This is a genomic window from Paraburkholderia sp. EG286A (assembly GCF_040965375.1).
Taxonomy (GTDB): Bacteria; Pseudomonadota; Gammaproteobacteria; order Burkholderiales; family Burkholderiaceae; genus Paraburkholderia.
In genome coordinates, this window is sequence record NZ_JBFRCB010000003.1 from 722,209 (window position 1) to 742,585 (window position 20,377).

A 20,377-nucleotide genomic window follows, 5' to 3' on the forward strand; every position below is an offset into this window, starting at 1 on the left:
TCAGGTTGGGGTCGGACGCAAAGCGTCGTCCGGCAGCCAGAATACCGCACGCCCCTCTGGCGTGTCGCGTTCCTCGACCTGCACGGGGCGCAAACGCCCGCCGCGGCACGGGCCGCCCACGCACTTGCCCGTGTCGGGCTGGTAGATCGCGCCGTGCGTGGCGCACATCAGATAGAGCCCCGACGACTCGAAGAACTGGCCCTCGACCCAGTCGAGTTCCATTGGCACGTGCGCGCAGCGGTTCAGGTAGCCGTACACCTCGCCTCCGTAGCGTACGAAGAACACCACCGCGTCGCCGCCCGCGTAGGTCGCGTTCATGCGCCGCCCCTCGCCACCCTCGGCGAGTTCTTCGGCCGCGCAGATGCGCACGGGCTCGAGCGGCGCTGTCTCGGGCGCCGCGCTCATGCGTTCTCCCGCAGCCAGCCCGCGAGCGCGGCCACGTCCGACGCGACGAAGCGCGGCTCGAGCTTTTCGAGCGCGCCGGACGCATGCGCGCCATACGCCACGCCGATGCCCGCCGCGCCCGCGTTGATCGCCATCTGCAGGTCGTGCGTCGTGTCGCCGATCATCACCGTGCGGCCCAGATCCTGCCCCAGTTCGCGCGTGAGCTCCTGAAGCATGGCCGGATGCGGCTTCGAGAAGGTTTCGTCGGCGCAGCGGGTGCCGTCGAAGAGGCTCGTGAGCCGCGAATCCGCCAGCGCGCGGTTCAGCCCCACGCGGCTCTTGCCCGTCGCCACGGCGAGCAGGTAGCCGGTGTCGCGCAGTTCCGTGAGCATCTCGCGCACGCCGACGAACAGCTCGGTCTGCTGGTCCTTCAGCAAATAGTGGATGCGATAGCGCTCGACGAGCCGCGGGTAGTCGGCCGGATCGAGCGTGGGCGCGGCAATCTGCAGCGCCTCGCGCAGGCCGAGGCCGATCACATAGCTCGCCGCCTCGTCGCCGGGCACCGGCAGGCCGAGGTCGCGGCACGCCGCCTGGATGCTGCGCGTGATATGGGCGGTCGAGTCCATCAGGGTGCCGTCCCAGTCGAACACAATCAGGTCAAATAACTCTCGAGCCATGCAGGACTTCTCCAAACGCTGTCAGATTCGGTGTCATTCGGGTCGCGCCGCGTCAGGTCGGGCGGTGCCAGGTCGGGCTGCGTCGGTTGCCGCGCCTGCCTCGCGTTGCGCGCGCAGCGCGTCGACGAAGCCGCGGCAATCCGCCGGCAGCGGCGCCTCGAACTGCAACGGGACGCCCGTGATCGGGTGAGCGAGCTTCAAGCGGTGCGCATGCAGAAACATGCGCTTGATGCCCGGCCGCGCGCCCGTGCGCGCGAGGTCCTTGTTCAGTGCGAAGTCGCCGTACTTGGCGTCGCCGACGATCGGCAGGCCGAGGTGGGCGAGGTGCACGCGGATCTGGTGCGTGCGGCCCGTCTTCAGCTCGGCTTCGAGGAGCGCGTATCCCGGCCAGCGCTCGACGAGATTGAACACCGTGTGCGAGGGCAAGCCGTCCGGCTGCACGCGCACACGGCGCTCGCCTTCCGGGGTCAGATACTTGTGAAGCGGCTCCTTCACAGCGCGCCGACGCCCCCAGTCGCTCGCCCATTCGCCGTGGACGCAGGCGTAATAGCGCTTGTCGGTCTGGTTGTCGCGCATCTGCGCATGCAGGCCCACGAGCGCGGCGCGCTTCTTGGCGAGCATCAGCACGCCCGACGTTTCGCGGTCGAGCCGGTGGACCAGCTCGAGAAACTTGCCCTGCGGGCGCGCCTCGCGCAACTGCTCGATCACACCGAACGCCACGCCGCTGCCGCCGTGCACGGCCACGCCCGCGGGCTTGTCGATGACGAGCAGCGCGTCGTCCTCGTAGATGATGGGAAACTGGGCCGCCGGCACGGGCGCGGCGCCGGCCGTCGCACTCGACTGCGACGTGCGGATGGGCGGCACGCGCACGATGTCGCCTTCCGCGAGCCGATACTGCGCGTCGACCCGGCCCTTATTTACGCGCACTTCCCCGCTGCGCAAAATGCGATAGATGTGGCTTTTCGGCACGCCCTTGCAGACGCGCACGAGAAAATTGTCGATACGCTGACCGGCCGCGCCCTCGTCGATTTCGACGAACGAAACCTGGTCGCTTGCGACCTGATTTTGGGATGTTTTGCCTAACCCTTTCATTCTGAATATAATTTGCCCAGCGCCGACGCAACGGTAGGCCATACGGCCAAATGTTCTGCGAACCACCCAATGGACACCCCAAGGGGGTTATCCTGGACTTGGACCACGCGGCGAGCGCAGGCTGCAAGCGATAAACGGTTATTTTACTTGCGCCCGGGGCTGGTTGCTCACCCCGCTTGATGAGAAGCAACGAGTTGCACGCACGGATCACCACTCCGGCAGGGACGGCGCCCACAGGCACGTTCGGTCAGGAGCGGCTCCGACGGTAACGGAACATTGGTATAAAGAATTTATCCGGCGCGTCCCGCCGCGCGGTCGAAGTGACCGCCGCAGGAGGCGCTGGTGGCGAAAATACGGCGAGCGCCCGAAGCGTCCCGGCAACGTGCGGGACACGGCGACGTCAAAAGTGGCGAGACACCCCGAGGGGGAAGACGGGCGTTCCTGAAAAGCTTCCCGTGCGCGGCCCTGATTGAATCGAGAGGCCGCGAACCTGATCCAGTCGCAAGCGCGCGCGGTTCGCCGCTGCGGCCGGCGTCTGTCACGGCCAGTGCGATGGGCACACCCATTGGCACGCTCATGGTCACGGCAGCCAGGTGGATTGGAAGCGCAGGAAAACGCTGCCGTCGCGAACCCGCGGCATGTCTCTTCGCTTCTTGAAGACGTATTTCGCATGTGCCCACGCGGCCCCGTCCACGGCAACGCAACGCCGGACCGGCGCCCATAAAAGGCAATTCTCCCCGCCATCGTTCCCGCTCCAGCGTGCTTGTGACAACACAATAAGGCGCGGCTCGCCGCTGCCCGCACCGTGCTGCCTGGCGTCGTCGCCGCGCACCGTGCGGCACGCGCGCGAACGCACTGGAGTCGTTCAATGAAACGAATGCTGTTCAACGCGACACAGCAGGAAGAACTGCGTGTCGCCATCGTCGATGGACAGAAGCTCATCGACATCGACATCGAAACCGCCGGGCGCGAACAGCGCAAAGGCAACATTTACAAGGGGATCGTCACCCGTATCGAGCCTTCGCTCGAGGCGTGTTTCGTCAACTACGGCGAAGACCGCCACGGCTTCCTGCCGTTCAAGGAAGTCGCCCGCCAGTACTTCCGCGAAGGCATCGACATGCGCGGCGCGCGCATTCAGGACGCCCTCAAGGAAGGCCAGGAGCTGATCGTCCAGGTCGAGAAGGAAGAGCGCGGCAACAAGGGCGCCGCCCTCACCACGTTCATCTCGCTCGCCGGCCGCTACCTCGTCCTCATGCCGAACAACCCGCGCGGCGGCGGCGTCTCGCGCCGCATCGAGGGCGACGACCGTCAGGAACTGCGCGAAACCATGGCGCAGCTGCAACTGCCGGACGGCATGAGCATCATCGCGCGCACGGCCGGCATCGGCCGCTCTGCCGAAGAGCTCCAGTGGGACCTGAACTACCTGCTGCAACTGTGGCGCGCCATCGAAGCCGCGTCGCAGGCCGGCCAGTCCGGTCAGCCCATGCTGATCTACCTGGAATCGAGCCTCGTCATTCGCGCGATCCGCGACTACTTCCAGCCCGACATCGGCGAAATCCTCATCGACACCACCGAGATCTATGACCAGGCGCGCGCCTTCATGGATATCGTGATGCCGGACAATGTCAATAAGGTGAAGCGGTATCACGACGACGTGCCGCTTTTCTCGCGTTTCCAGATCGAGCACCAGATCGAGACGGCGTATTCGCGCACGGTACCGCTACCCTCGGGCGGCGCGATCGTGATCGACCACACCGAAGCGCTGGTCGCCATCGACGTGAACTCGGCGCGCGCCACCAAGGGCGCCGACATCGAGGAAACCGCCGCGCGCACCAACCTCGAAGCCGCCGACGAAGTGGCGCGCCAGCTGCGTCTGCGCGACCTGGGCGGCCTGATCGTGATCGACTTCATCGACATGGAGTCGGCCAAGAGCCAGCGCGAAGTCGAGCAGCGCCTGAAAGACGCGCTGCGCCACGACCGCGCCCGCGTGCAGATGGGCAAGATCTCGCGCTTCGGCCTGATGGAGCTGTCGCGCCAGCGCCTGCGCCCCGCCCTCTCGGAAGGCAGCCACGTGACCTGCCCACGCTGTAACGGCACGGGGCATATCCGCGATACGGAATCGTCGGCGCTTCAGGTCCTGCGCATCATCCAGGAAGAGGCGATGAAGGAAAACACCGCGGCAATTCATTGCCAGGTGCCGGTCGAAGTGACCGCCTTCCTGCTCAACGAAAAGCGCTCGGAAATCAACAAGATCGAGTCGCGCTTCAAGGTCGCGGTCGTGCTGATCCCGAACAAGCACCTCGAAACGCCGCACTACAAGCTCGAGCGCCTGCGTCACGACGATGCACGCCTCGACGACCCGCGCGCCTCGTGGAAGATGGCCGAGGAAGCGGCTCGCGAACTCGAGTCGGAAACCGGCTACAGCAAGCGCACTGCCGAAGCCAAGCCCAAGCAGGAAGCCGCGGTGAAGGGCATCACGCCGGAGCGTCCGGCGCCGAGCGCGCCGGTCAAGCCGGCCGAAACCGCGCCCGTCGCGGCGCAACTGGCCGTCACGCCCGCGGGCGGCGGCTTCTTTGGCTGGGTCAAGCGCCTCTTCGGCGGCGCACCGGCTGCGGCGCCTGCGCCGGCACCGGTCGCGCAACCCGAAAAGACCGCCCGTCCGACCCGCGAAGCGCGTACCGAGCGCGGTGAGAAGACCGGCGGCGACCGCAACCGCAATCGCCGTTCCGGCGGCCGCGACGCGGCAGGCCGTGGCGAAAGCGCAGGCGGCGCCCGTACCGGCCAGCCGGCCGGCCGCCGTGAGGAGCGCGAGCCGCGCGAGCAGCGTGAACCGCGTGAACCGCGTGAAGCACGCGAAGGCCGTGGTGCCCGCGAACAGCGTGAACAACGTGAGCCGCGTGAGCCGCGTGAGCCGCGTGAAACCCGCGAAGCACGTGCCGAGCGCGAGCAGCGCATCGAACGCGTCGAGCGCGGTCAGGAGCGTAGCGATGTGACGGCGGAAGCCGGCGCCGCACGCGGCGAGCGCCAGGAACGTGGCGAGCGCCGCGAGCGTGGTGAACGTGGCGAGCGCGGTGAATCGCGTCGCCGTCAGCAAGCCGAGGCCGCTGAAGCCCAGGAAGCGCGTCTTGACGCCGCATCGGCAGGCGCCGAAGGCGACGAAGCGCCGCAGACGGAAGACCTGCCCGAAGGCGTGGGTGCCGACGAAGACGGCGCACCGCGTGAAGGCGAAGAACGCCGTCGCCGCCGCCGCGGCCGCCGTGGCGGTCGCCGCGAGCGCGAAACGGATGCAGCAGGCCTGACGCCGGGTGCGGACGCACCGGAAGGCGAAGAGCAAGCCGCACCCGCTCAACCGGCCATCGAGCAGCCTGCCATTGCCGCGCAAGTGCATGAAGCACCGGCCGTAGAAGCACGCACCGAAGCGGCTGTCGAGACTGTCGTGACCGCACTGCCGGCCGCAGCTGTCGTCGCCGAAGCCGGGCACGTGCCCGCCGCCGCCGTGACGACTACGCCCGTCGAGACCGTCGCGCCTGCTGCAGAGCAAGCTCCGGCCGAGCCGGCTCCGGCACCCGCCGAAGCCGCACCGGTGAGCGTCGAAACCGCACACGCGGTCGAGCCGATGGCCGAGGAACCCGTGGCACCTGCCGCACCTGTCGCTCCTGTGGCGCCTGCCGCAGCGGACGAACCGGTCGCACCGGCGGCCCCGGTTGAGCCGGTTCAGGCCGAAACGCAGCCTGTCGTGCGCGAAGACCGCGTCGAAGCGCCGCGGACCGAAGAGCCGGCGCAAGCACCCGTCGCTCAACCGGAGCCGGCGCAGGAAGCGGCAGCCGCCGCTCCGGCGGTCGTTGCGATCACCGAGCCGGTCGCACAGCATCCGGCCCCGGTGGCAACGGCAGCCCCCGCGCCTGCGGCCACCGCAGACACGCTGCGCCCGATGCTGGAATCGGCGGGTCTCGTCTGGGTCAATACCGACGCCGACAAGCTGCGCGCCGCGCAGCAAGCCGCCGCGCAACTGGTGAAGCCCGCGCGCACGCCGCGCGAGCGCAAACCGCTGCCACCGGTCGACAGCACGCCGATGCAGCAGGTCGAAACCACGCGCCAGCCGTAAGCACGGCAAGCGCAACTGGCCGCGCGCCGGGCCCCGAGCCCGGCGCCCCCGAAAAGCCCGCCCCTCCCGGCGGGCTTTTTTTGATATATCAGCGTTCTCCCTTGTCTGTAGGCCGGTGCTGGTTCGGCTAAAATTGAGGCAACGCGAGAACGAAGAGACCATGACACGACGCATCATCCCTGTTGCCGACGTTCGATCGCTGCCGCCCGAACTGCCCAGGCCGGCCGCGGGAACCGTGCGCGCGCCGTCCGGCGCGGTCTTCGACGCGCTCGCCAGACCCCTGCGCGACCTTCGCATCTCGGTCACGGACCGCTGCAATTTCCGCTGCGTGTACTGCATGCCGCGCGCAGTGTTCGACAAGGACTACCCGTTTTTGCCCCATTCCGCGCTGCTGTCGCTCGAAGAAATCGAGCGGCTCGCGCGGCTTTTCGTCGCGCATGGCGTCACCAAGATCCGCCTCACGGGTGGTGAGCCGCTGCTGCGCAAGAACATCGAATTCCTGATCGAGCGCCTCGCCGCGCTGCGCACGCCCGAAGGCGAGCCGCTCGACATCACGCTCACCACCAATGGCTCGCTGCTGGCCCGCAAGGCGCGCGCTCTGCGCGACGCGGGCCTCACGCGCGTGACGGTGAGCCTCGACGCCCTCGACGACGCCCTCTTTCGCCAGATGAACGATGCCGACTTCGCGGTGGCCGACGTGCTCGACGGCATTGCGGCGGCGCAAGCCGTGGGTCTCGCGCCGATCAAGGTCAACATGGTCGTCAAGCGCGGCACGAATGACGGCGAGATCGTGCCGCTTGCACGGCATTTCCGCGGCACGGATGTGACGCTGCGCTTCATCGAGTACATGGACGTGGGCACCTCGAATGGCTGGAACATGGCCGAAGTGCTGCCGTCGGCGGAAGTCGTCGCGCGCATTGCCGAGCACTGGCCGCTCGTGCCGCTGGAGCCTCACAACGCCGCCGAAACGGCGCAACGCTGGGGCTATGCGGACGGCGCGGGCGAGATCGGCGCGATCTCCAGCGTGACGCGCGCGTTCTGCGGCGACTGCACGCGCGCGCGCCTTTCGACCGAAGGCAAGCTGTACCTGTGCCTGTTCGCCTCGATGGGTTACGACCTGCGCGCGCTGTTGCGCAACGGCGCCACCGACACGGCGATCTCCGGCGCCATCGCCCAGGTATGGGAAGGCCGCGCCGACCGCTATTCGCAGTTGCGGGGCAGCGCGCAGGCGCCGGCGGCCTCCGACGAGCGCCGCATCGAAATGTCCTATATCGGCGGCTGAGCAGCCCATGACGCCGATGAGCGCCAACGCCATTTCCTCCGCATCGATCACGGGCCTCGTGCTCGCGGGCGGCCGCGGCCAGCGCATGGGCGGCGCGGACAAAGGCTTGCAGATGCTGCACGGCAAACCGCTTGCCGCGTACGTGCTCGCGCGCCTCGCGCCGCAGGTCGGCGCCCTCTCGATCAGCGCGAACCGCAACGCCGAAGCTTATGCGGCACTCGGCGCGCCATGGCGAGCGAACGTACTCGCCGATCCGCTGCCCGACTTCCCCGGCCCGCTCGCGGGGCTCCTCGCGGGACTGCGCGCGGCGCAAACCGAATGGCTCCTCACGGCGCCCTGCGACTCGCCCTGGCTGCCAGCCGATCTCGCCGGGCGCCTGGGCCACGCCGCGCTCGCGGAGCGCGCCGACATCGTGACTGCGACCACGACGAACGCCGAAGGCGAAGTCTCGCTGCACCCGGTATTCGCCTTGGTACGCACCTCGCTCGCCGACGACCTCGCCGCCTTCCTCGCCGCCGGCGAGCGCAAGGTGCGTGCGTGGTACGCGCGCCACACGGCCGCCGAAGTCGCCTTTGCCGACGAACGTGCGTTTTACAATATCAATTCCTTACAGGAACTGGCCGAACTCGAACGCGCCTGAATTGCAATCGGGCGGCGCCCGGCCAGCCGCCGTCCCCGGCACACGGCCGGCACGCCCGCCTGGACGATCGCCGCACACGCCGTGCGGATGCGACGCTTCCTCACTCGATGACCACGCTTAACCATCCCTCCGGCAGCGCCGGCTGCATCAGCCAGTACGATCCGCAAGCTTTGCCCGTCAGCGCCGCGCAGGCCATCGCGCTGCAGTGGGCGACGCCGCTTGCGGCGAGCGAACGCGTGCCGCTGCGCGAGGCGCTCGCGCGTGTGCTGGCCGAAGACGTGATTTCGCCCATCGACGTCCCTGCGCACGACAACGCCGCGATGGACGGCTACGCGTTCGCTGGCGCGGCGCTGGCCGACGCTTCCGGCACCCTCTCGCTCGCCGTATGCGGCAAGGCCTTCGCCGGTCACGCCTACGCGGGCGAAGTGGCCGCCGGCGCGAGCGTGCGCATCATGACCGGCGCGCCGATGCCCGCGGGCTGCGACACCGTCGTGCCGCAAGAGCAGGTGTCGGCGCAGGGCGACGTCATCGTTTTCGAAGCCAACGTCGTCAAGCGCGGCGCGAACGCCCGCCGCAAAGGCGAGGACCTCGCGCGCGGCGGCGTGGCGCTCGCGGCCGGCCGCGTGCTGCGTGCGTCGGACATCGGCTTGCTGGCCTCGCTCGGTCTCGTCGAGGCGCACGTGAAGCAGCGCCTGCGCGTGGCCTACTTCTCGACCGGCGACGAACTGCGCTCGCCGGGCGAGCCGCTCGAGCCGGGCTGCATCTACGACAGCAACCGTTACGCGCTCGGCGCGATGCTCCAGCGCCTGAACGTCGAGGCGATCGACCTGGGCGTCGTGCGCGACGACCCCGCGGCGCTCGCCGCCACGCTGAAACTCGCTGCCGAAACCGCCGATGTCGTGCTAACCTCCGGCGGCGTCTCGGTCGGCGAAGCCGATTTCACGCGCACCCAGTTGCAAACGCTCGGCGACGTCTCGTTCTGGGGCCTCGCCATGCGCCCCGGCCGCCCGCTCGCGTTCGGCCGCATCTGGTCGGGCGGACGCCCGGGCGCGGGCCGCGCGGCGCTCCTGTTCGGGCTGCCCGGCAACCCGGTCGCGACGATGGTTTCGTTCTACCAGATCGTGCGCCCCGCGCTCATGGCGATGGCGGGCGCGCAAGCGCAACCCGTCCCGCTCGTGCCGGCATTGAGCGATCAGCCGATCAAAAAGCGCGCGGGCCGCACCGAATTCCAGCGCGGCCTCGCGCGCCGCGACGCCAGCGGCCAGTGGCGCGTCGCGCCGACCGGCTCGCAAAGCTCGGGCGCGCTCAGCACGATGAGCGAGGCGAACTGCTTCATCGTGCTCGCCCATGAAGCCGGCGATCTCGATGCCGGCGACGCCGTCGACATCATGCTGTTCGATGGCCTCGTCTAGCGCGGCGGCGCCCGAGAGGCCGTCAAAACCAACCACACGTCCACACCTGCATAACGGACCGACTACTATGAAAAAACAGATCTCGTTCATCGCTGCGGGCCAGACCGCCAAGGCGCTCATCCTCGTGTACCTGACCTTCAGCGTGCCGATCGTGCTGCTCGGCGTGCTCGTGGCGTTCGTGCGCTATGGCGCGGTCGAACTCTCGACCATCTTCAGCGCGCTGCTGCTCAACGCGATCGTCGGCTTCATCCTGCTGTGGATCGCCTGCCACGCCTACAACTGGGTGGCCTCGCGCTTCGGCGGCATCGAGATCCATCTGTCCGACGTGCCCGAGGAAGCGTGATGGCCGCGACGATCCGCGCCGCCACGCCCGCCGACGTCGGCGCGGTGCACGCGCTGATGTACGAACTCGCGGAGTTCGAGAAGCTCACGCATCTGTTCACGGGCACGGCCGACGGTCTCGCCGACGCCCTGTTCGGCACGCGCCCCGCCGCCGAAGCGCTGGTCGCGGAAGACGCCGGCCGCATCGTCGGCTACGCGCTTTTCTTCCACAACTACTCGACGTTCCTGAGCCGCCGCGGCCTTTATCTCGAGGACCTCTACGTGCAGCCGTCGCAGCGCGGCACGGGCCTCGGCACGGCGATGCTGCGCGCGCTCGCGGCGATCGCCGTCGAACGCGGCTGCGCCCGCTTCGAGTGGACCGTGCTCGACTGGAACACGCCGGCCATCGGTTTCTATGAAAAGCTCGGCGCGACCGTGCTGCCCGACTGGCGCGTCGTGCGCATGACCGGCGATGCGCTCGAAAAGCTCGCCGCGCCCGGCGAAGCGGTCAGCGGGTAAGCAAACGCACCGCATACGCCCGAATGCAAACGGGCCGCCTGGATCAGGCGGCCCGTTTGCTTTTGGCGCGCGCGTTGCGCTCACTCGTCGCCGAATCCCGCTTCGCTTTCTGCGTCGTCGTTGCCATTGCCATTGCCATTGCCATTGCCATTGCCATTACGCAGCGCGTCGCCGAGAAGATTCGCGGCGGCCTCGCCCGGCAGCGCCTCGACGTCGCGCAGCTTGCGGTTCATCGCCCGCGTGCGCACCTCCGCCGCCTCGATGGAACGCGTGACCGTTTCGAGCTGCGTCTTGGTACGCGCGAGCACGTCGCCGAACTTGCCGAACTCCGTCTTCACCGCGCCCAGCACCTGCCACACCTCGCTCGAGCGGCGCTCGATCGCGAGCGTGCGGAAGCCCATCTGCAGGCTGTTGAGGAGCGCCGTGAGCGTGGTCGGACCCGCCACGCTCACGCGGTAGTCGCGCTGCAGGACGTCGGTCAAGCCCGGGCGGCGCAGGATTTCGGCGTAAAGCCCTTCGGTCGGCAGGAACAGCAGCGCGAAATCGGTCGTGTGCGGCGGCGCGACGTACTTCTCGGCGATGGTGCGCGCCTCCGCGCGAATGCGCACTTCCAGCGCGCGCCCGGCCTCCTCGATCGCGAGCACGTCCGCGCGCTCCTGCGCATCGATGAGACGCTCGTAGTCTTCGCGCGGGAATTTGGCGTCGATCGGCAGCCAGACCGGCTCGCCCTGCTCCGCGCCGCCCACGCCGCGTCCCGGCAGGCGAATCGCGAATTCCACGCGCTCCGTGCTCTTCGGCACCGTCGCGACGTTCTTCGCGTACTGGTCGGGCGTGAGCATCTGTTCGAGCAGCGCTTCGAGCTGCACTTCGCCCCAGGTGCCGCGCGTCTTCACGTTGGTGAGCACCTTCTTCAGGTCGCCCACGCCCGCGGCCAGCGTCTGCATCTCGCCAAGCCCGCGATGCACCTGTTCCAGCCGGTCGGAAACGAGCTTGAACGATTCGCCAAGCCGCTGTTCGAGCGTGGCGTGCAGCTTCTCGTCGACCGTGCGGCGCATTTCCTCGAGCTTCGCCGCGTTGTTCGCTTCGATGTCCTTGAGGCGCTGTTCGAGCGTCGCGCGCACTTCGGCGAAGCGCCGGTCGTTGACTTCGGTGAGTTGCCCGAGCTGCTGCGTGAGCAGCGAGCCGAAGTGGCGCAGCGCGGCGCCCTGCTCGTCGCGCGCCTGCTGCGCCTGCTGTTGCAGGCTCTGGCGCACGGCGTCGAGCTGCTGCGTATTGGCCGCCGTGAGTTTGGCGAGCTGCTGGGCGAAGCCGTCGATCTGGCTGTTCTGCACGGTCGCGATGCTGCCGAGCTGCGCCGCCAGCGCCTGCTGCACCTGTGCGAAGCCGCCGCCGAACTCGCTGCGCGAGCTCTGCGCCGTGCGCGCGATCTCGTTGCGCAGCTCGCGCTCGATGCGCTCGGCCGCGCGAGCCTGGGTGTCGGTCGAGGCGGCGAGGCGGTCGCTCAGTTGATCGAGCGCGTCGAGCGTAGCCTCGGCATCGCCATCGCCATGGCCTTGACGCGCGCGCAGCAGCGCCACGAGCGTCACGACGAATGCGATCGCCAACGCAACGAGCGCCAGCGACATGACTGCGAGCGGACTCATTTACGCGCTTGCCCCAGCACGGCGGGGTTGATCGGATTGGGCGGCTGCCCGGCGCGCGGTCCCTCGCCGAGCGCGGCGATCAGGTTGTCGGCGGCGAGGTTCGCCATGGCGCGGCGCGTGGCTTCGCTCGCACTCGCGATGTGCGGCGTGAGCACGACGTTCTCCACTTCGAGCAACGCCGGATGCACGCGCGGCTCGCCCTCGAACACGTCGAGACCCGCCGCCGCGATCTGGCGCGTGCGCAGCGCATGCGCGAGCGCCGCGTCGTCGACGATGCCGCCGCGCGCGATGTTGGTGAGCGTAGCCGTGGGTTTCATCAGCGCGAGTTCGGCGGCGCCGATCGTGTGATGGTTCTCCGCCGTATAGGGCAGCACAAGCACGACGTGATCGGCCTGCTTAAGCACGTCCGCTTTCGACAGATATTCCGCGTTCAGCTCGCGCTCGATCTCAGGCGCGACGCGCGAACGGTTGTGATACACCACGCGCATGTTGAAGCCGCGCGCACGGCGCGCGAGCGCCTGGCCGATACGGCCCATGCCGATCACGCCGAGCGTGGCGCCATGAATGTCCGAGCCGAGAAACGCGTCGAACGACCACTTGTCCCACTTGCCCGCGCGCAGGAAGTGCTCCGATTCGGTCACGCGGCGCGCGGCCGCCATCATCAGCGCCCAGCCGAAGTCGGCCGTGGTTTCGTTGAGCACGTCGGGCGTGTTGGTGCCGAGCACGTTGGCCGCGTTGAAGGCGGCCATGTCGAAGTTGTTGTAGCCCACGGCCATGTTCGAGACCACGCGCAGGCGCGGCGCGGCGGCGAGCGTTGCGGCGCCGATCGGGTCGCCCGCGGTGAGCGCGCCGTCCTTGTCGACGAGACGCTGGTGCAGCGCCTCGGGCGAAAGCGCCTCGCCGTTGTTCCAGTCCACGTCGAAATACTGCTCGAGCCGGTCGATCACGTCGGGAAAGATCGGGCGCGCCACGAGAATCTTTTGCATCGTTGCTCTCCACACTTCAGTCGATGTCCGTCATTGTTGCGCGTGACGGGGCGCTCCGGGAAGTCTCGCGCGCTTTTCGCCGAGCGGCTCGCAAGCCGCCTGCGGCTAGACGAAAAAGAGCCAGGTGGCCGCGAGAAAGACCGGCGCGAGCAGCACGCCCGACCAGCCAAGATAGCCGAAGAAGCCCGGCATGCGCACGCCGCGCGACTGCGCGATCGCCTTCACCATGAAATTCGGCGCGTTGCCGATATAGGTGAGCGCGCCCATCCACACCGCGCCCGCCGAGATCGCCGCGAGCGTTTTCGCGCCGCCCGACATGAGCGCGTTGGCGTCGCCGCCCGCGAGATTGAAGAACACGAGGTAGGTGGGCGCGTTGTCGAGAAACGACGAGAGGAGCCCCGTCGCCCAGAAGTACAGCGCCTCGTTGGGGCGGCCCGGTGCGTCGTTCACGACCTGGATCAGCGCGGCGAATGCGCCCGCCTCGCCCGCGCGCAGCATCGCGATGACCGGCGTGATCGTTACGAAAATGCCCGCGAACAGCTTGGCCACCTCGACGATCGGCGCCCACTCGAAGCCGTTGTCGGCGCGCGCGGCTTTCGACGTGAATGCGAGCGAAATGAGTGCGAGCGCAACGAGTCCCGCATCGCGCACGAGATTCTGCAACTGCAGGTGCGCGCCCGCGACCTCGAAAACGATACCGGGACGCCACACGCCGCTCATCAGCACGAGCGCGACGAGCACTGCGAGCAGCAAGAAATTCGCCTTGCCGCCGATGGAGAGCGCGTCGGTGTCCGGCGTCGGGTCGAGCGCAGCGGCGCGCGCTTCCCCGGCGCGGCGGAAGTACCAGCTATCGAGCGCGTAGAACACCGCGAGCAGCACGCCGCACACGAACAGCATCGGCAGCGCGAGATGCTGCGCAGTCCAGAAGAATCCCACGCCGTTGAGAAAGCCGAGGAACAGCGGCGGATCGCCGAGCGGCGTGAGCAGGCCGCCCGCGTTCGCGACGAGAAAGATGAAGAACACGACCACGTGCACGTTGTGCCGGCGGTTGTCGTTCGCGCGCAGGAGCGGGCGGATCAGCAGCATCGCCGCGCCGGTCGTGCCCATCACGCTCGCGAGCACGGTGCCGAGCGCGAGGATCGCCGTGTTCATGCGCGGCGATCCGTGCAGATTCCCATAGACGCAGATGCCGCCCGCAATCGTATAGAGCGCGCCGAGCAACACGATGAAGGGGAGATATTCGTCGACGACGGCGTGCACGAACAGCGGATACGTCACGCCGACACCATGCGTGGCCGCGAACGGCAGCAGGAACGCGAGCGCCCAGGCCGCCGAAATCTTGCCGAAGTGGTGATGCCAGAACGCGGCCGCGAACATCGGGAAAAACGCGATCGACAGCAGCATGCCGGCGAACGGCAGCGCCCACGCGGCGCCGAGCGATGCGCCGTCGAAGGCCGCCGCGTGGGCGTTCGTGCTGAAGAGTGTCAGCGCGGCGAAGCGCGTCAGCGCGCAAGCGCTCGAAGAAGTGCCCTTACGCGCCATGCACGACGATCACATGCACGCGATACGGCCCGTGTGCGCCAAGGATGATGGTCTGCTCGATGTCGCCGGTGCGCGAAGGCCCCGAAACGAAGTTGACCGCGCGCGGCAGCTCGCCGCGTTCGGCGCGCATCAGCGCGAAGGCGTCCTCGTGGCCCGCGACGATGCGCGAAGCGGGCACGACGGCGATGTGCGTTTCGGGCAGCAGCGCGCCCGAGGCCCATGTCTGCGGGCTCGATAGCAAGACCAGCGTGCCGGTCTCGGCCGTGGCGCAGAAGCAGCCCGTGAGGCCGACGAGATCGCGATCTTCGGGCTTGCGGAATTGCACGGCGAGACCCGCGCCGGCCCAGTCGAACGTGTCGAGCGTCTGCCACGCGACGGCCTGCATGGGCAGGCTTTGCTCGGCGAGATAGCGTTGCGCGGCAGCGGGCACGTCGGCGAGCTGCTGGACTTCGTCGACGGTGCTCGACATCTTGCGCGCCTCGCCCACGAAGCGCGCGACGAGATCGCCTTCGAGCGGCGGGCGCGGACCCTCCGGATGAAGCGCGAGGTACTCGGCCACGGCTTGCCGCTCGTGCGCCGCGGGCGTGGCCTCGCGTCCCTGCGCCGCGCGAATGCGCGCGAGTATGCTGCGGCGGGCGGCCGTCGTGTCCATGAACGTCCTCGTCAGATGAAGAAAGGCGACGCGCCGATTATACCGGGGCGTCGCCTGCGATCTGCGGGTCAAGCGTGCGCGTTGTTCAAGACGCCTGGTTGCCCCCGCACTCTTCCTCTACGGGCTGCTCGATGCCGAACACCTGGCGCAGATAGGCGAGATACGCCTTGTCGTCGCACATGTTCTTGCCCGGCGAATCGGAGAGCTTGGCGACGGGCTGACCGTTGCAGCGGACCATCTTGATGACGATCTGCAACGGCTGATAGCCCAGGTCGTTGGTGAGGTTCGTGCCCACGCCGAACGCGAGGCGGCAGCGGTCGCCGAAACGCTCGTACAGGCGCAGCACCTTGGGAATGTCGAGCGCGTCCGAGAAGATCATCGTCTTCGTGCGCGGATCGCAGCGGTTGTCCTCGTAGTGCTTGAGCAGGCGCTCGCCCCACTCGAACGGATCGCCCGAGTCGTGCCGCGCGCCGTCGAAGAGCTTGCAGAAGTACATGTCGAAGTCGCGCAGAAAGGCCTGCATGCCGTAGACGTCCGAGAGCGCGATGCCGAGGTCGCCGCGGTACTCCTTCGCCCACATCTCGAAGCCGAAGATCTGCGAGTCGCGCAGACGCGGCCCGAGCGCCTGGCACGCCTGCAGATACTCATGGGCCATCGTGCCGAGCGGCGTGAGGTTGTGCTTCATCGCGTAGTAGACGTTGCTCGTGCCCGTGAACTGCTCGCCGAGATCGTCCTTGAGCGTGAGGATCACCTCCTCGTGCCAGCGCTTCGAGAAGCGGCGGCGCGTGCCGTAATCGGCGATCTTGCAGTCGGCGAATTCGGGCTTCGCGCCGAGCAGCTCGATCTTGTGGCGCAGGCGCTCGCGCCCCTCCTCGTACTGCGGATGATGCTGCGTGTTGCGGAAGTACACCTCGTTGACGATGGCGAGCACCGGGATCTCGAAGAGGATCGTGTGCAGCCACGGACCCTTGATCGCGATGTCGATCTCGCCATTGGCCTTGGGCGACGGCGTGACCGAGATGTACTTTTCGTTGAGGTGAAAGAGCGCGAGAAAGTCGATGAAGTCGCTCTTGATGAAGCGCATCTTGCGCAGGTACTCGAGCTCGGTCTCGGCGAAGCGCAGCCTGCACAGCTTCTGGATCTCGCTGCGGATCTCGTCCACGTAGGGCACGAGATCGACGTTCGGCGTGCGGCAGCGGAAACGGTATTCCACATTGGCCGCGGGGAAATGATGCAGCACCACCTGCATCATGGTGAATTTGTAGAGATCGGTATCGAGCAGCGAAGTAATGATCATGATGGGCCAGCCGGACTGCAATCGGATAGCGCCCGCGAAGCGGGATCCGGACACGCTGCCGGGCAGATGCCCCGCAGCGGTTCCGGGCGGCAGGCGCCAGCGGTGCGTCCATGTTACCCGAATGCCTGCGCGCGCCGCGTGCCCGCCGGCACGGCCCCTCGCGCACAAGGGGTAAAACGTTGCGGATCACCCCGGCATATAAACTAATCACGAAACGATCTAAGGACCGTTGCGGGCCTGTGGTTGGGGTAATTCCTCATCAGTTACAATAGCGTTTTTGGCGAACCGCCATCCCCCGATACAAAAAGCTTGCAGGAGCTGCCTGAATGACTCACGTTGTGACCGAAAGCTGCATCAAGTGCCGCTATACCGACTGCGTCGATGTGTGCCCGGTGGACTGCTTTCGCGAAGGTCCCAACTTCCTCGCGATCGACCCGGACGAGTGCATCGACTGCGCCGTGTGCGTTGCCGAGTGCCCGGTGAACGCCATCTACGCAGAGGAAGACGTGCCTGGCGACCAGCAATCGTTCATCGAGCTGAACGCCGACCTCGCGAAGGGCTGGCCGAGCATCACCAAGACCAAGGCCCCGCTGCCGGAAGCCGACGAATTCAAGGACGTGAAGGACAAGCTCGCGCTGCTCGCACGCTGATCGCTTGTTCGGGGTGTCTCCCCGTCGCCGTCGCTTATGTGGACAGTCCCTCGCGCAGCGGATTGCCCTAAACAGATCGCGACAGGGTATTGACAGGCCCAGCCAGACCCCATAGAATCTCGTTCTCTGCTTTTGTTGATCCCCGATAGCTCAGTCGGTAGAGCGCCGGACTGTTAATCCGTAGGTCCCTGGTTCGAGCCCAGGTCGGGGAGCCAAGATTCGCAAAAGCCCGTTAATCAAAACGGGCTTTTTTATGACGTAAAGTGTTGTAGCTGTACTGCTGTTCCCCGATAGCTCAGTCGGTAGAGCGCCGGACTGTTAATCCGTAGGTCCCTGGTTCGAGCCCAGGTCGGGGAGCCAAAATATCGAGGGGTTGCGTGGTTGCACGCAACCCCTTTTTCTTTTGCTGCGCGCATCGCGCACGCCACCCTCCCCGATAATGTCGCTTCGTCATCTTCGGGAATCCGCATGAAATCCACCCGCCTTGTCGCACGCCTCGCACGCCCGCTGCTCGCCTGCGCGAGTCTCGTCGCCTTTGCCGCCGCCCACGCCGAGCAGATCGGCAGCGTGAACACCAACTTCCGCGTGACCGGCTCGGACAAGGTCGTCGTCGAGGCCTACGACGATCCGCAGGTGCCAGGCGTGACCTGCTACGTCTCCCGCGCACGCACGGGCGGCGTGAAGGGCACGCTCGGCATTGCGGAAGATCCGACCGAGGCGTCGATCGCGTGCCGCCAGGTCGGGCCGATCTCGTTCGCAGGTCCGCTCAAGCAGCAGGACGACGTCTTCAACGAGCGCATGTCGTTCCTCTTCAAGACCTTGCACGTCGTGCGCGTGGTCGACGCGAAGCGCAACGCGCTCGTGTATCTGACCTACAGCGACCGCGTGGTGAGCGGCAGCGCCAAGAACAGCGTCACGGCCGTGCCGGTGCCCGCGGGCACGACGATTCCGCTGCGCTAAACTGGGGATCTGTGCAGGATCCTTCACCATGACCGATTCCCGTTTTCGAGACTCCGCCCGCTACTGGCGCACGCCGCTTCTGCCCGGCGCGGATCTCGTCACGGCCGAATACAACGAACATACGTTCGCGCCGCACTGGCACGAGGCCTACACGATCCCCGTAATCGAAGGCGGCGCGGAATGCTTTCGCTATCGCGGCACGCAGCATGTCGCCGCAACGGGCAGCGTGCCGGTGATCAATCCGGGTGAGCTGCACACGGGTTCGCGCGCCGTCGAAGAAGGCTGGAGCTATCGGGTGATGTACGTGCCGATCGACTTCCTGCATGAGCTCGCCGGCGAAATCGCCGGGCGCACGCAGCCGCTGCCGTGGTTCGACGCCGAGGTGATCCGCGATCTCGATCTCGCGCACCGGCTTTCGCGCGCCCACCGGCTGCTGGAAGCCGACGCCGACTGGCAGCGCGCCACGGCCGCCCCGGAATCCGGCACGAGCGCCAGCCCGGCTGGCGTGGCGGCGCTTCCCGCGCCTTCCGGTGCACCGCATTGCGCCCCCGCTTCGGCGCAGTGTGCCGACCTCCTCGCCGTGGAAAGCTCGCTGCTCGACGCCCTCTCGACGCTGCTCACGCGCTACGGCCGCACGCGCGAGGCGGCGCTCAGGCACGGTCCGAACGATCCGCGCGTGGAAACGATGAAGGCGCTGCTCGCCGCCGATCTCGCCACGCCGCTGCGCGTGGCCGATCTCGCCCAGGCGGTCGGCCTCTCGCCATTTCACGCCACCCGGCTCTTCACACAGGCCACCGGACTGCCGCCGCACGCCTGGCGCACCCAGCTGCGCCTGCAACGCGCCCTCGCCCCGCTGCGCGAAGGCGCCACGGTCGCCGACGTCGCCGCGGCAAGCGGTTTCACCGACCAGAGCCATTTCACGCGGCACTTTCGGCGCATGTTCGGCGTGCCGCCGGGGCGCTGGCAGTCGTCCTGAACGCGCCAGCCCGCGTTCCGCCGCAAGAACGTACAAGCCACGCGTAAGGCCGCCCGCTATGCTGTCCCCATGTATCAGGAGGACAGCTTGACCACGCATCCCAACCGCCTTGCCGAATTCGTCGCCGGCGCGCGCGACACGATCCCCATGATGATCGGCGCCGCGCCGTTCGGCGTGATTTTCGGCACGCTCGTCACCTCGGGCCCGCTTTCGCTCTGGCACGGCCAGTTCATGTCGCTCGCCGTGTTCGCCGGCTCGGCGCAGTTCATCGCGCTTGGGCTGATCGCCTCGCACGCGAGCTTCGCCGTGATTCTCGCCACCACGTTCATCGTGAACCTGCGGCACGTGCTCTACAGCGCGACGCTCGCGCCCTATGTCTCGCACCTGCCGCTGCGCTGGCGCCTCGTACTCGGCGGCCTGCTCACCGACGAGGTCTTCGCTGTCGCGTGGGCGCATTTCCGCCGCCATCCGCCCGGCGACGACGTCTCGCCGTGGCATTTCCTCGGTTCGGGGCTCTCGATGTACCTGAACTGGCAACTCTGGACCGCCGCCGGCCTGCTGTTCGGCGCGGCATTCCCGGGTCTGCAGTCGCTCGGCCTCGACTTCGCGATGGTCGCGACCTTCATCGCCATCGTCGTGCCGCAGCTGGTGGCCGTGCGCTACCTCGCCGCCGCCGCGACCGCGGGCGCGCTCGCCTTTTTCTGGCAGGGCTGGCCGTACAAGCTCGGGCTGCTCGGCGCCGTGCTCGCGGGTGTGGTCGTGGGTGTCGTGCTTTCGCGCCCGGGTTCCCCGCGCGGCGCCCGCGCCGGCAGCGAGTCCTCCCGCAAGTCACCCAACGTCCAACGCACCGCAGGAGCCGGGCAATGAACTACGTCGTCCTGATTCTCGGCATGGCCCTCATCACCCTGGTCATTCGCACCGCGGTGTTCGTGCTCGGCGACCGGCTGGTGTTCCCGCCGCTCGTGCGTACCGCGCTCGGCTTCGTGCCTGTCACCGTGCTCACGGCGATCATCGTGCCGATGGCGGTGTCGCCCCACGGACAAGGCGCCGAGCTGACCTGGCGCAACCCGCAGCTCGTCGGCGCGCTCGCGGCGATCGTCGTCAGCGCGCTCACGAAGCGCCCGCTCCTCACCATCGCGGTCGGGCTCGGCGTGTTCTTCCTCTGGCAAGGCGTCGTCCTGCGCTAGAGGCGAGCGTCGCCCCTTACGCTCAAGTTTCACCCCGGAGCGCCGTTAAACC

The 20,377-nt window shown here is 67.8% G+C and carries 19 protein-coding genes and 2 tRNA genes; 13 read left to right on the top strand and 8 right to left on the bottom strand.

Annotated features, from left to right (window positions below; genetic code table 11):
* From AB4Y35_RS16035 to AB4Y35_RS16045, 3 genes are read right to left on the bottom strand one after another with little or no spacing between them, the layout of a single operon-like run.
* Positions 1 to 405 carry a Rieske (2Fe-2S) protein gene (locus tag AB4Y35_RS16035; RefSeq protein WP_368705048.1) on the bottom strand — a complete coding sequence of 135 codons (405 nt, stop codon included), beginning with the start codon at positions 403 to 405 and terminating at the stop codon, positions 1 to 3.
* Positions 402 to 1,061, bottom strand: a complete 660-nt coding sequence (locus AB4Y35_RS16040) for an HAD-IA family hydrolase (protein WP_368705049.1) — start codon at positions 1,059 to 1,061, stop codon at positions 402 to 404. The genes AB4Y35_RS16035 and AB4Y35_RS16040 overlap by 4 nt, the downstream gene beginning before the upstream one ends.
* Before the next feature lie 33 nt (positions 1,062 to 1,094).
* A complete protein-coding gene (locus AB4Y35_RS16045) occupies positions 1,095 to 2,153 on the bottom strand; it encodes an RluA family pseudouridine synthase (RefSeq protein WP_368705050.1) in 1,059 nt (352 codons plus the stop codon).
* A gap of 868 nt (positions 2,154 to 3,021) precedes the next feature.
* Here AB4Y35_RS16045 and AB4Y35_RS16050 point away from each other — a divergent pair.
* The 6 genes from AB4Y35_RS16050 to AB4Y35_RS16075 all read left to right on the top strand — a co-directional run bounded on the left by AB4Y35_RS16050 (position 3,022) and on the right by AB4Y35_RS16075 (position 10,432).
* Positions 3,022 to 6,258: a ribonuclease E/G gene (locus tag AB4Y35_RS16050; protein WP_368705051.1), complete on the top strand. Its 3,237-nt coding sequence runs from the start codon at positions 3,022 to 3,024 to the stop codon at positions 6,256 to 6,258.
* Between the two features lie 160 nt (positions 6,259 to 6,418).
* Positions 6,419 to 7,540, top strand: coding sequence for a GTP 3',8-cyclase MoaA (gene moaA, locus AB4Y35_RS16055; RefSeq protein WP_368686625.1), 1,122 nt, complete (start codon positions 6,419 to 6,421; stop codon positions 7,538 to 7,540).
* A 16-nt stretch (positions 7,541 to 7,556) separates the two neighbouring features.
* Positions 7,557 to 8,180, top strand: coding sequence for a molybdenum cofactor guanylyltransferase MobA (gene mobA / locus AB4Y35_RS16060; RefSeq protein ID WP_368705421.1), 624 nt, complete (start codon positions 7,557 to 7,559; stop codon positions 8,178 to 8,180).
* Between the two features lie 107 nt (positions 8,181 to 8,287).
* The gene (glp, locus tag AB4Y35_RS16065; RefSeq protein WP_368705052.1) at positions 8,288 to 9,592 is read left to right on the top strand and encodes a gephyrin-like molybdotransferase Glp; all 1,305 of its coding nucleotides are present in this window, start codon (positions 8,288 to 8,290) and stop codon (positions 9,590 to 9,592) included.
* A gap of 67 nt (positions 9,593 to 9,659) precedes the next feature.
* The gene (locus AB4Y35_RS16070) at positions 9,660 to 9,935 is read left to right on the top strand and encodes a hypothetical protein (protein WP_028206699.1); all 276 of its coding nucleotides are present in this window, start codon (positions 9,660 to 9,662) and stop codon (positions 9,933 to 9,935) included.
* Entirely contained in the window at positions 9,935 to 10,432 is a 498-nt protein-coding gene (locus tag AB4Y35_RS16075; protein WP_368705053.1) for an N-acetyltransferase family protein, read from the top strand. The genes AB4Y35_RS16070 and AB4Y35_RS16075 overlap by 1 nt, the downstream gene beginning before the upstream one ends.
* 80 nt (positions 10,433 to 10,512) lie before the next feature.
* Here AB4Y35_RS16075 and AB4Y35_RS16080 read toward each other — a convergent pair whose 3' ends face one another.
* From AB4Y35_RS16080 to pncB, 5 genes are all read right to left on the bottom strand, one after another.
* Complete coding sequence (locus tag AB4Y35_RS16080; protein ID WP_368705054.1) at positions 10,513 to 12,075, bottom strand: DNA recombination protein RmuC; 1,563 nt, start codon at positions 12,073 to 12,075, stop codon at positions 10,513 to 10,515.
* On the bottom strand, positions 12,072 to 13,061 hold the full coding sequence (locus AB4Y35_RS16085; RefSeq protein ID WP_368705055.1) for a 2-hydroxyacid dehydrogenase: 990 nt from the start codon (positions 13,059 to 13,061) through the stop codon (positions 12,072 to 12,074). The genes AB4Y35_RS16080 and AB4Y35_RS16085 overlap by 4 nt, the downstream gene beginning before the upstream one ends.
* 105 nt (positions 13,062 to 13,166) lie before the next feature.
* Complete coding sequence (locus AB4Y35_RS16090; protein ID WP_368705056.1) at positions 13,167 to 14,603, bottom strand: sodium:proton antiporter; 1,437 nt, start codon at positions 14,601 to 14,603, stop codon at positions 13,167 to 13,169.
* Positions 14,593 to 15,255, bottom strand: coding sequence for a lactate utilization protein C (locus AB4Y35_RS16095; protein WP_368705057.1), 663 nt, complete (start codon positions 15,253 to 15,255; stop codon positions 14,593 to 14,595). Before AB4Y35_RS16095 ends, AB4Y35_RS16090 begins: the two co-directional genes overlap by 11 nt.
* A gap of 85 nt (positions 15,256 to 15,340) precedes the next feature.
* Positions 15,341 to 16,552, bottom strand: coding sequence for a nicotinate phosphoribosyltransferase (gene pncB, locus AB4Y35_RS16100; protein ID WP_368686632.1), 1,212 nt, complete (start codon positions 16,550 to 16,552; stop codon positions 15,341 to 15,343).
* A gap of 326 nt (positions 16,553 to 16,878) precedes the next feature.
* Between pncB and fdxA the strand changes: the two genes are divergently transcribed.
* From fdxA to AB4Y35_RS16135, 7 genes are all read left to right on the top strand, one after another.
* The gene (gene fdxA, locus AB4Y35_RS16105; protein ID WP_028206706.1) at positions 16,879 to 17,202 is read left to right on the top strand and encodes a ferredoxin FdxA; all 324 of its coding nucleotides are present in this window, start codon (positions 16,879 to 16,881) and stop codon (positions 17,200 to 17,202) included.
* A 139-nt stretch (positions 17,203 to 17,341) separates the two neighbouring features.
* Positions 17,342 to 17,417: transfer RNA gene (locus tag AB4Y35_RS16110), tRNA-Asn, on the top strand.
* Between the two features lie 69 nt (positions 17,418 to 17,486).
* Positions 17,487 to 17,562, top strand: a tRNA-Asn gene (locus AB4Y35_RS16115).
* 108 nt (positions 17,563 to 17,670) lie between these two features.
* Positions 17,671 to 18,162: a CreA family protein gene (locus AB4Y35_RS16120; protein WP_368705058.1), complete on the top strand. Its 492-nt coding sequence runs from the start codon at positions 17,671 to 17,673 to the stop codon at positions 18,160 to 18,162.
* A 28-nt stretch (positions 18,163 to 18,190) separates the two neighbouring features.
* Positions 18,191 to 19,138: an AraC family transcriptional regulator gene (locus AB4Y35_RS16125; RefSeq protein ID WP_368705059.1), complete on the top strand. Its 948-nt coding sequence runs from the start codon at positions 18,191 to 18,193 to the stop codon at positions 19,136 to 19,138.
* Positions 19,139 to 19,285: 147 nt separating this feature from the next.
* Positions 19,286 to 20,005: an AzlC family ABC transporter permease gene (locus tag AB4Y35_RS16130; RefSeq protein WP_368705422.1), complete on the top strand. Its 720-nt coding sequence runs from the start codon at positions 19,286 to 19,288 to the stop codon at positions 20,003 to 20,005.
* Positions 20,002 to 20,325, top strand: coding sequence for an AzlD domain-containing protein (locus AB4Y35_RS16135; RefSeq protein WP_158758285.1), 324 nt, complete (start codon positions 20,002 to 20,004; stop codon positions 20,323 to 20,325). Before AB4Y35_RS16130 ends, AB4Y35_RS16135 begins: the two co-directional genes overlap by 4 nt.
* The last annotated feature ends 52 nt before the right edge of the window (positions 20,326 to 20,377 follow it).

Coding starts and splice junctions, on each gene's coding strand:
- pncB (WP_368686632.1), bottom strand. CDS start 16,552: ATGATCATTACTTCGCTGCTCGATACCGATCTCTACAAATTCACCATG.
- AB4Y35_RS16125 (WP_368705059.1), top strand. CDS start 18,191: ATGACCGATTCCCGTTTTCGAGACTCCGCCCGCTACTGGCGCACGCCG.
- AB4Y35_RS16070 (WP_028206699.1), top strand. CDS start 9,660: ATGAAAAAACAGATCTCGTTCATCGCTGCGGGCCAGACCGCCAAGGCG.
- AB4Y35_RS16040 (WP_368705049.1), bottom strand. CDS start 1,061: ATGGCTCGAGAGTTATTTGACCTGATTGTGTTCGACTGGGACGGCACC.
- moaA (WP_368686625.1), top strand. CDS start 6,419: ATGACACGACGCATCATCCCTGTTGCCGACGTTCGATCGCTGCCGCCC.
- AB4Y35_RS16095 (WP_368705057.1), bottom strand. CDS start 15,255: ATGGACACGACGGCCGCCCGCCGCAGCATACTCGCGCGCATTCGCGCG.
- AB4Y35_RS16135 (WP_158758285.1), top strand. CDS start 20,002: ATGAACTACGTCGTCCTGATTCTCGGCATGGCCCTCATCACCCTGGTC.
- AB4Y35_RS16035 (WP_368705048.1), bottom strand. CDS start 405: ATGAGCGCGGCGCCCGAGACAGCGCCGCTCGAGCCCGTGCGCATCTGC.
- AB4Y35_RS16085 (WP_368705055.1), bottom strand. CDS start 13,061: ATGCAAAAGATTCTCGTGGCGCGCCCGATCTTTCCCGACGTGATCGAC.
- mobA (WP_368705421.1), top strand. CDS start 7,557: ATGAGCGCCAACGCCATTTCCTCCGCATCGATCACGGGCCTCGTGCTC.
- glp (WP_368705052.1), top strand. CDS start 8,288: ATGACCACGCTTAACCATCCCTCCGGCAGCGCCGGCTGCATCAGCCAG.
- AB4Y35_RS16130 (WP_368705422.1), top strand. CDS start 19,286: ATGATGATCGGCGCCGCGCCGTTCGGCGTGATTTTCGGCACGCTCGTC.
- AB4Y35_RS16075 (WP_368705053.1), top strand. CDS start 9,935: ATGGCCGCGACGATCCGCGCCGCCACGCCCGCCGACGTCGGCGCGGTG.
- AB4Y35_RS16080 (WP_368705054.1), bottom strand. CDS start 12,075: ATGAGTCCGCTCGCAGTCATGTCGCTGGCGCTCGTTGCGTTGGCGATC.
- AB4Y35_RS16045 (WP_368705050.1), bottom strand. CDS start 2,153: ATGAAAGGGTTAGGCAAAACATCCCAAAATCAGGTCGCAAGCGACCAG.
- AB4Y35_RS16090 (WP_368705056.1), bottom strand. CDS start 14,603: ATGGCGCGTAAGGGCACTTCTTCGAGCGCTTGCGCGCTGACGCGCTTC.
- AB4Y35_RS16050 (WP_368705051.1), top strand. CDS start 3,022: ATGAAACGAATGCTGTTCAACGCGACACAGCAGGAAGAACTGCGTGTC.
- AB4Y35_RS16120 (WP_368705058.1), top strand. CDS start 17,671: ATGAAATCCACCCGCCTTGTCGCACGCCTCGCACGCCCGCTGCTCGCC.
- fdxA (WP_028206706.1), top strand. CDS start 16,879: ATGACTCACGTTGTGACCGAAAGCTGCATCAAGTGCCGCTATACCGAC.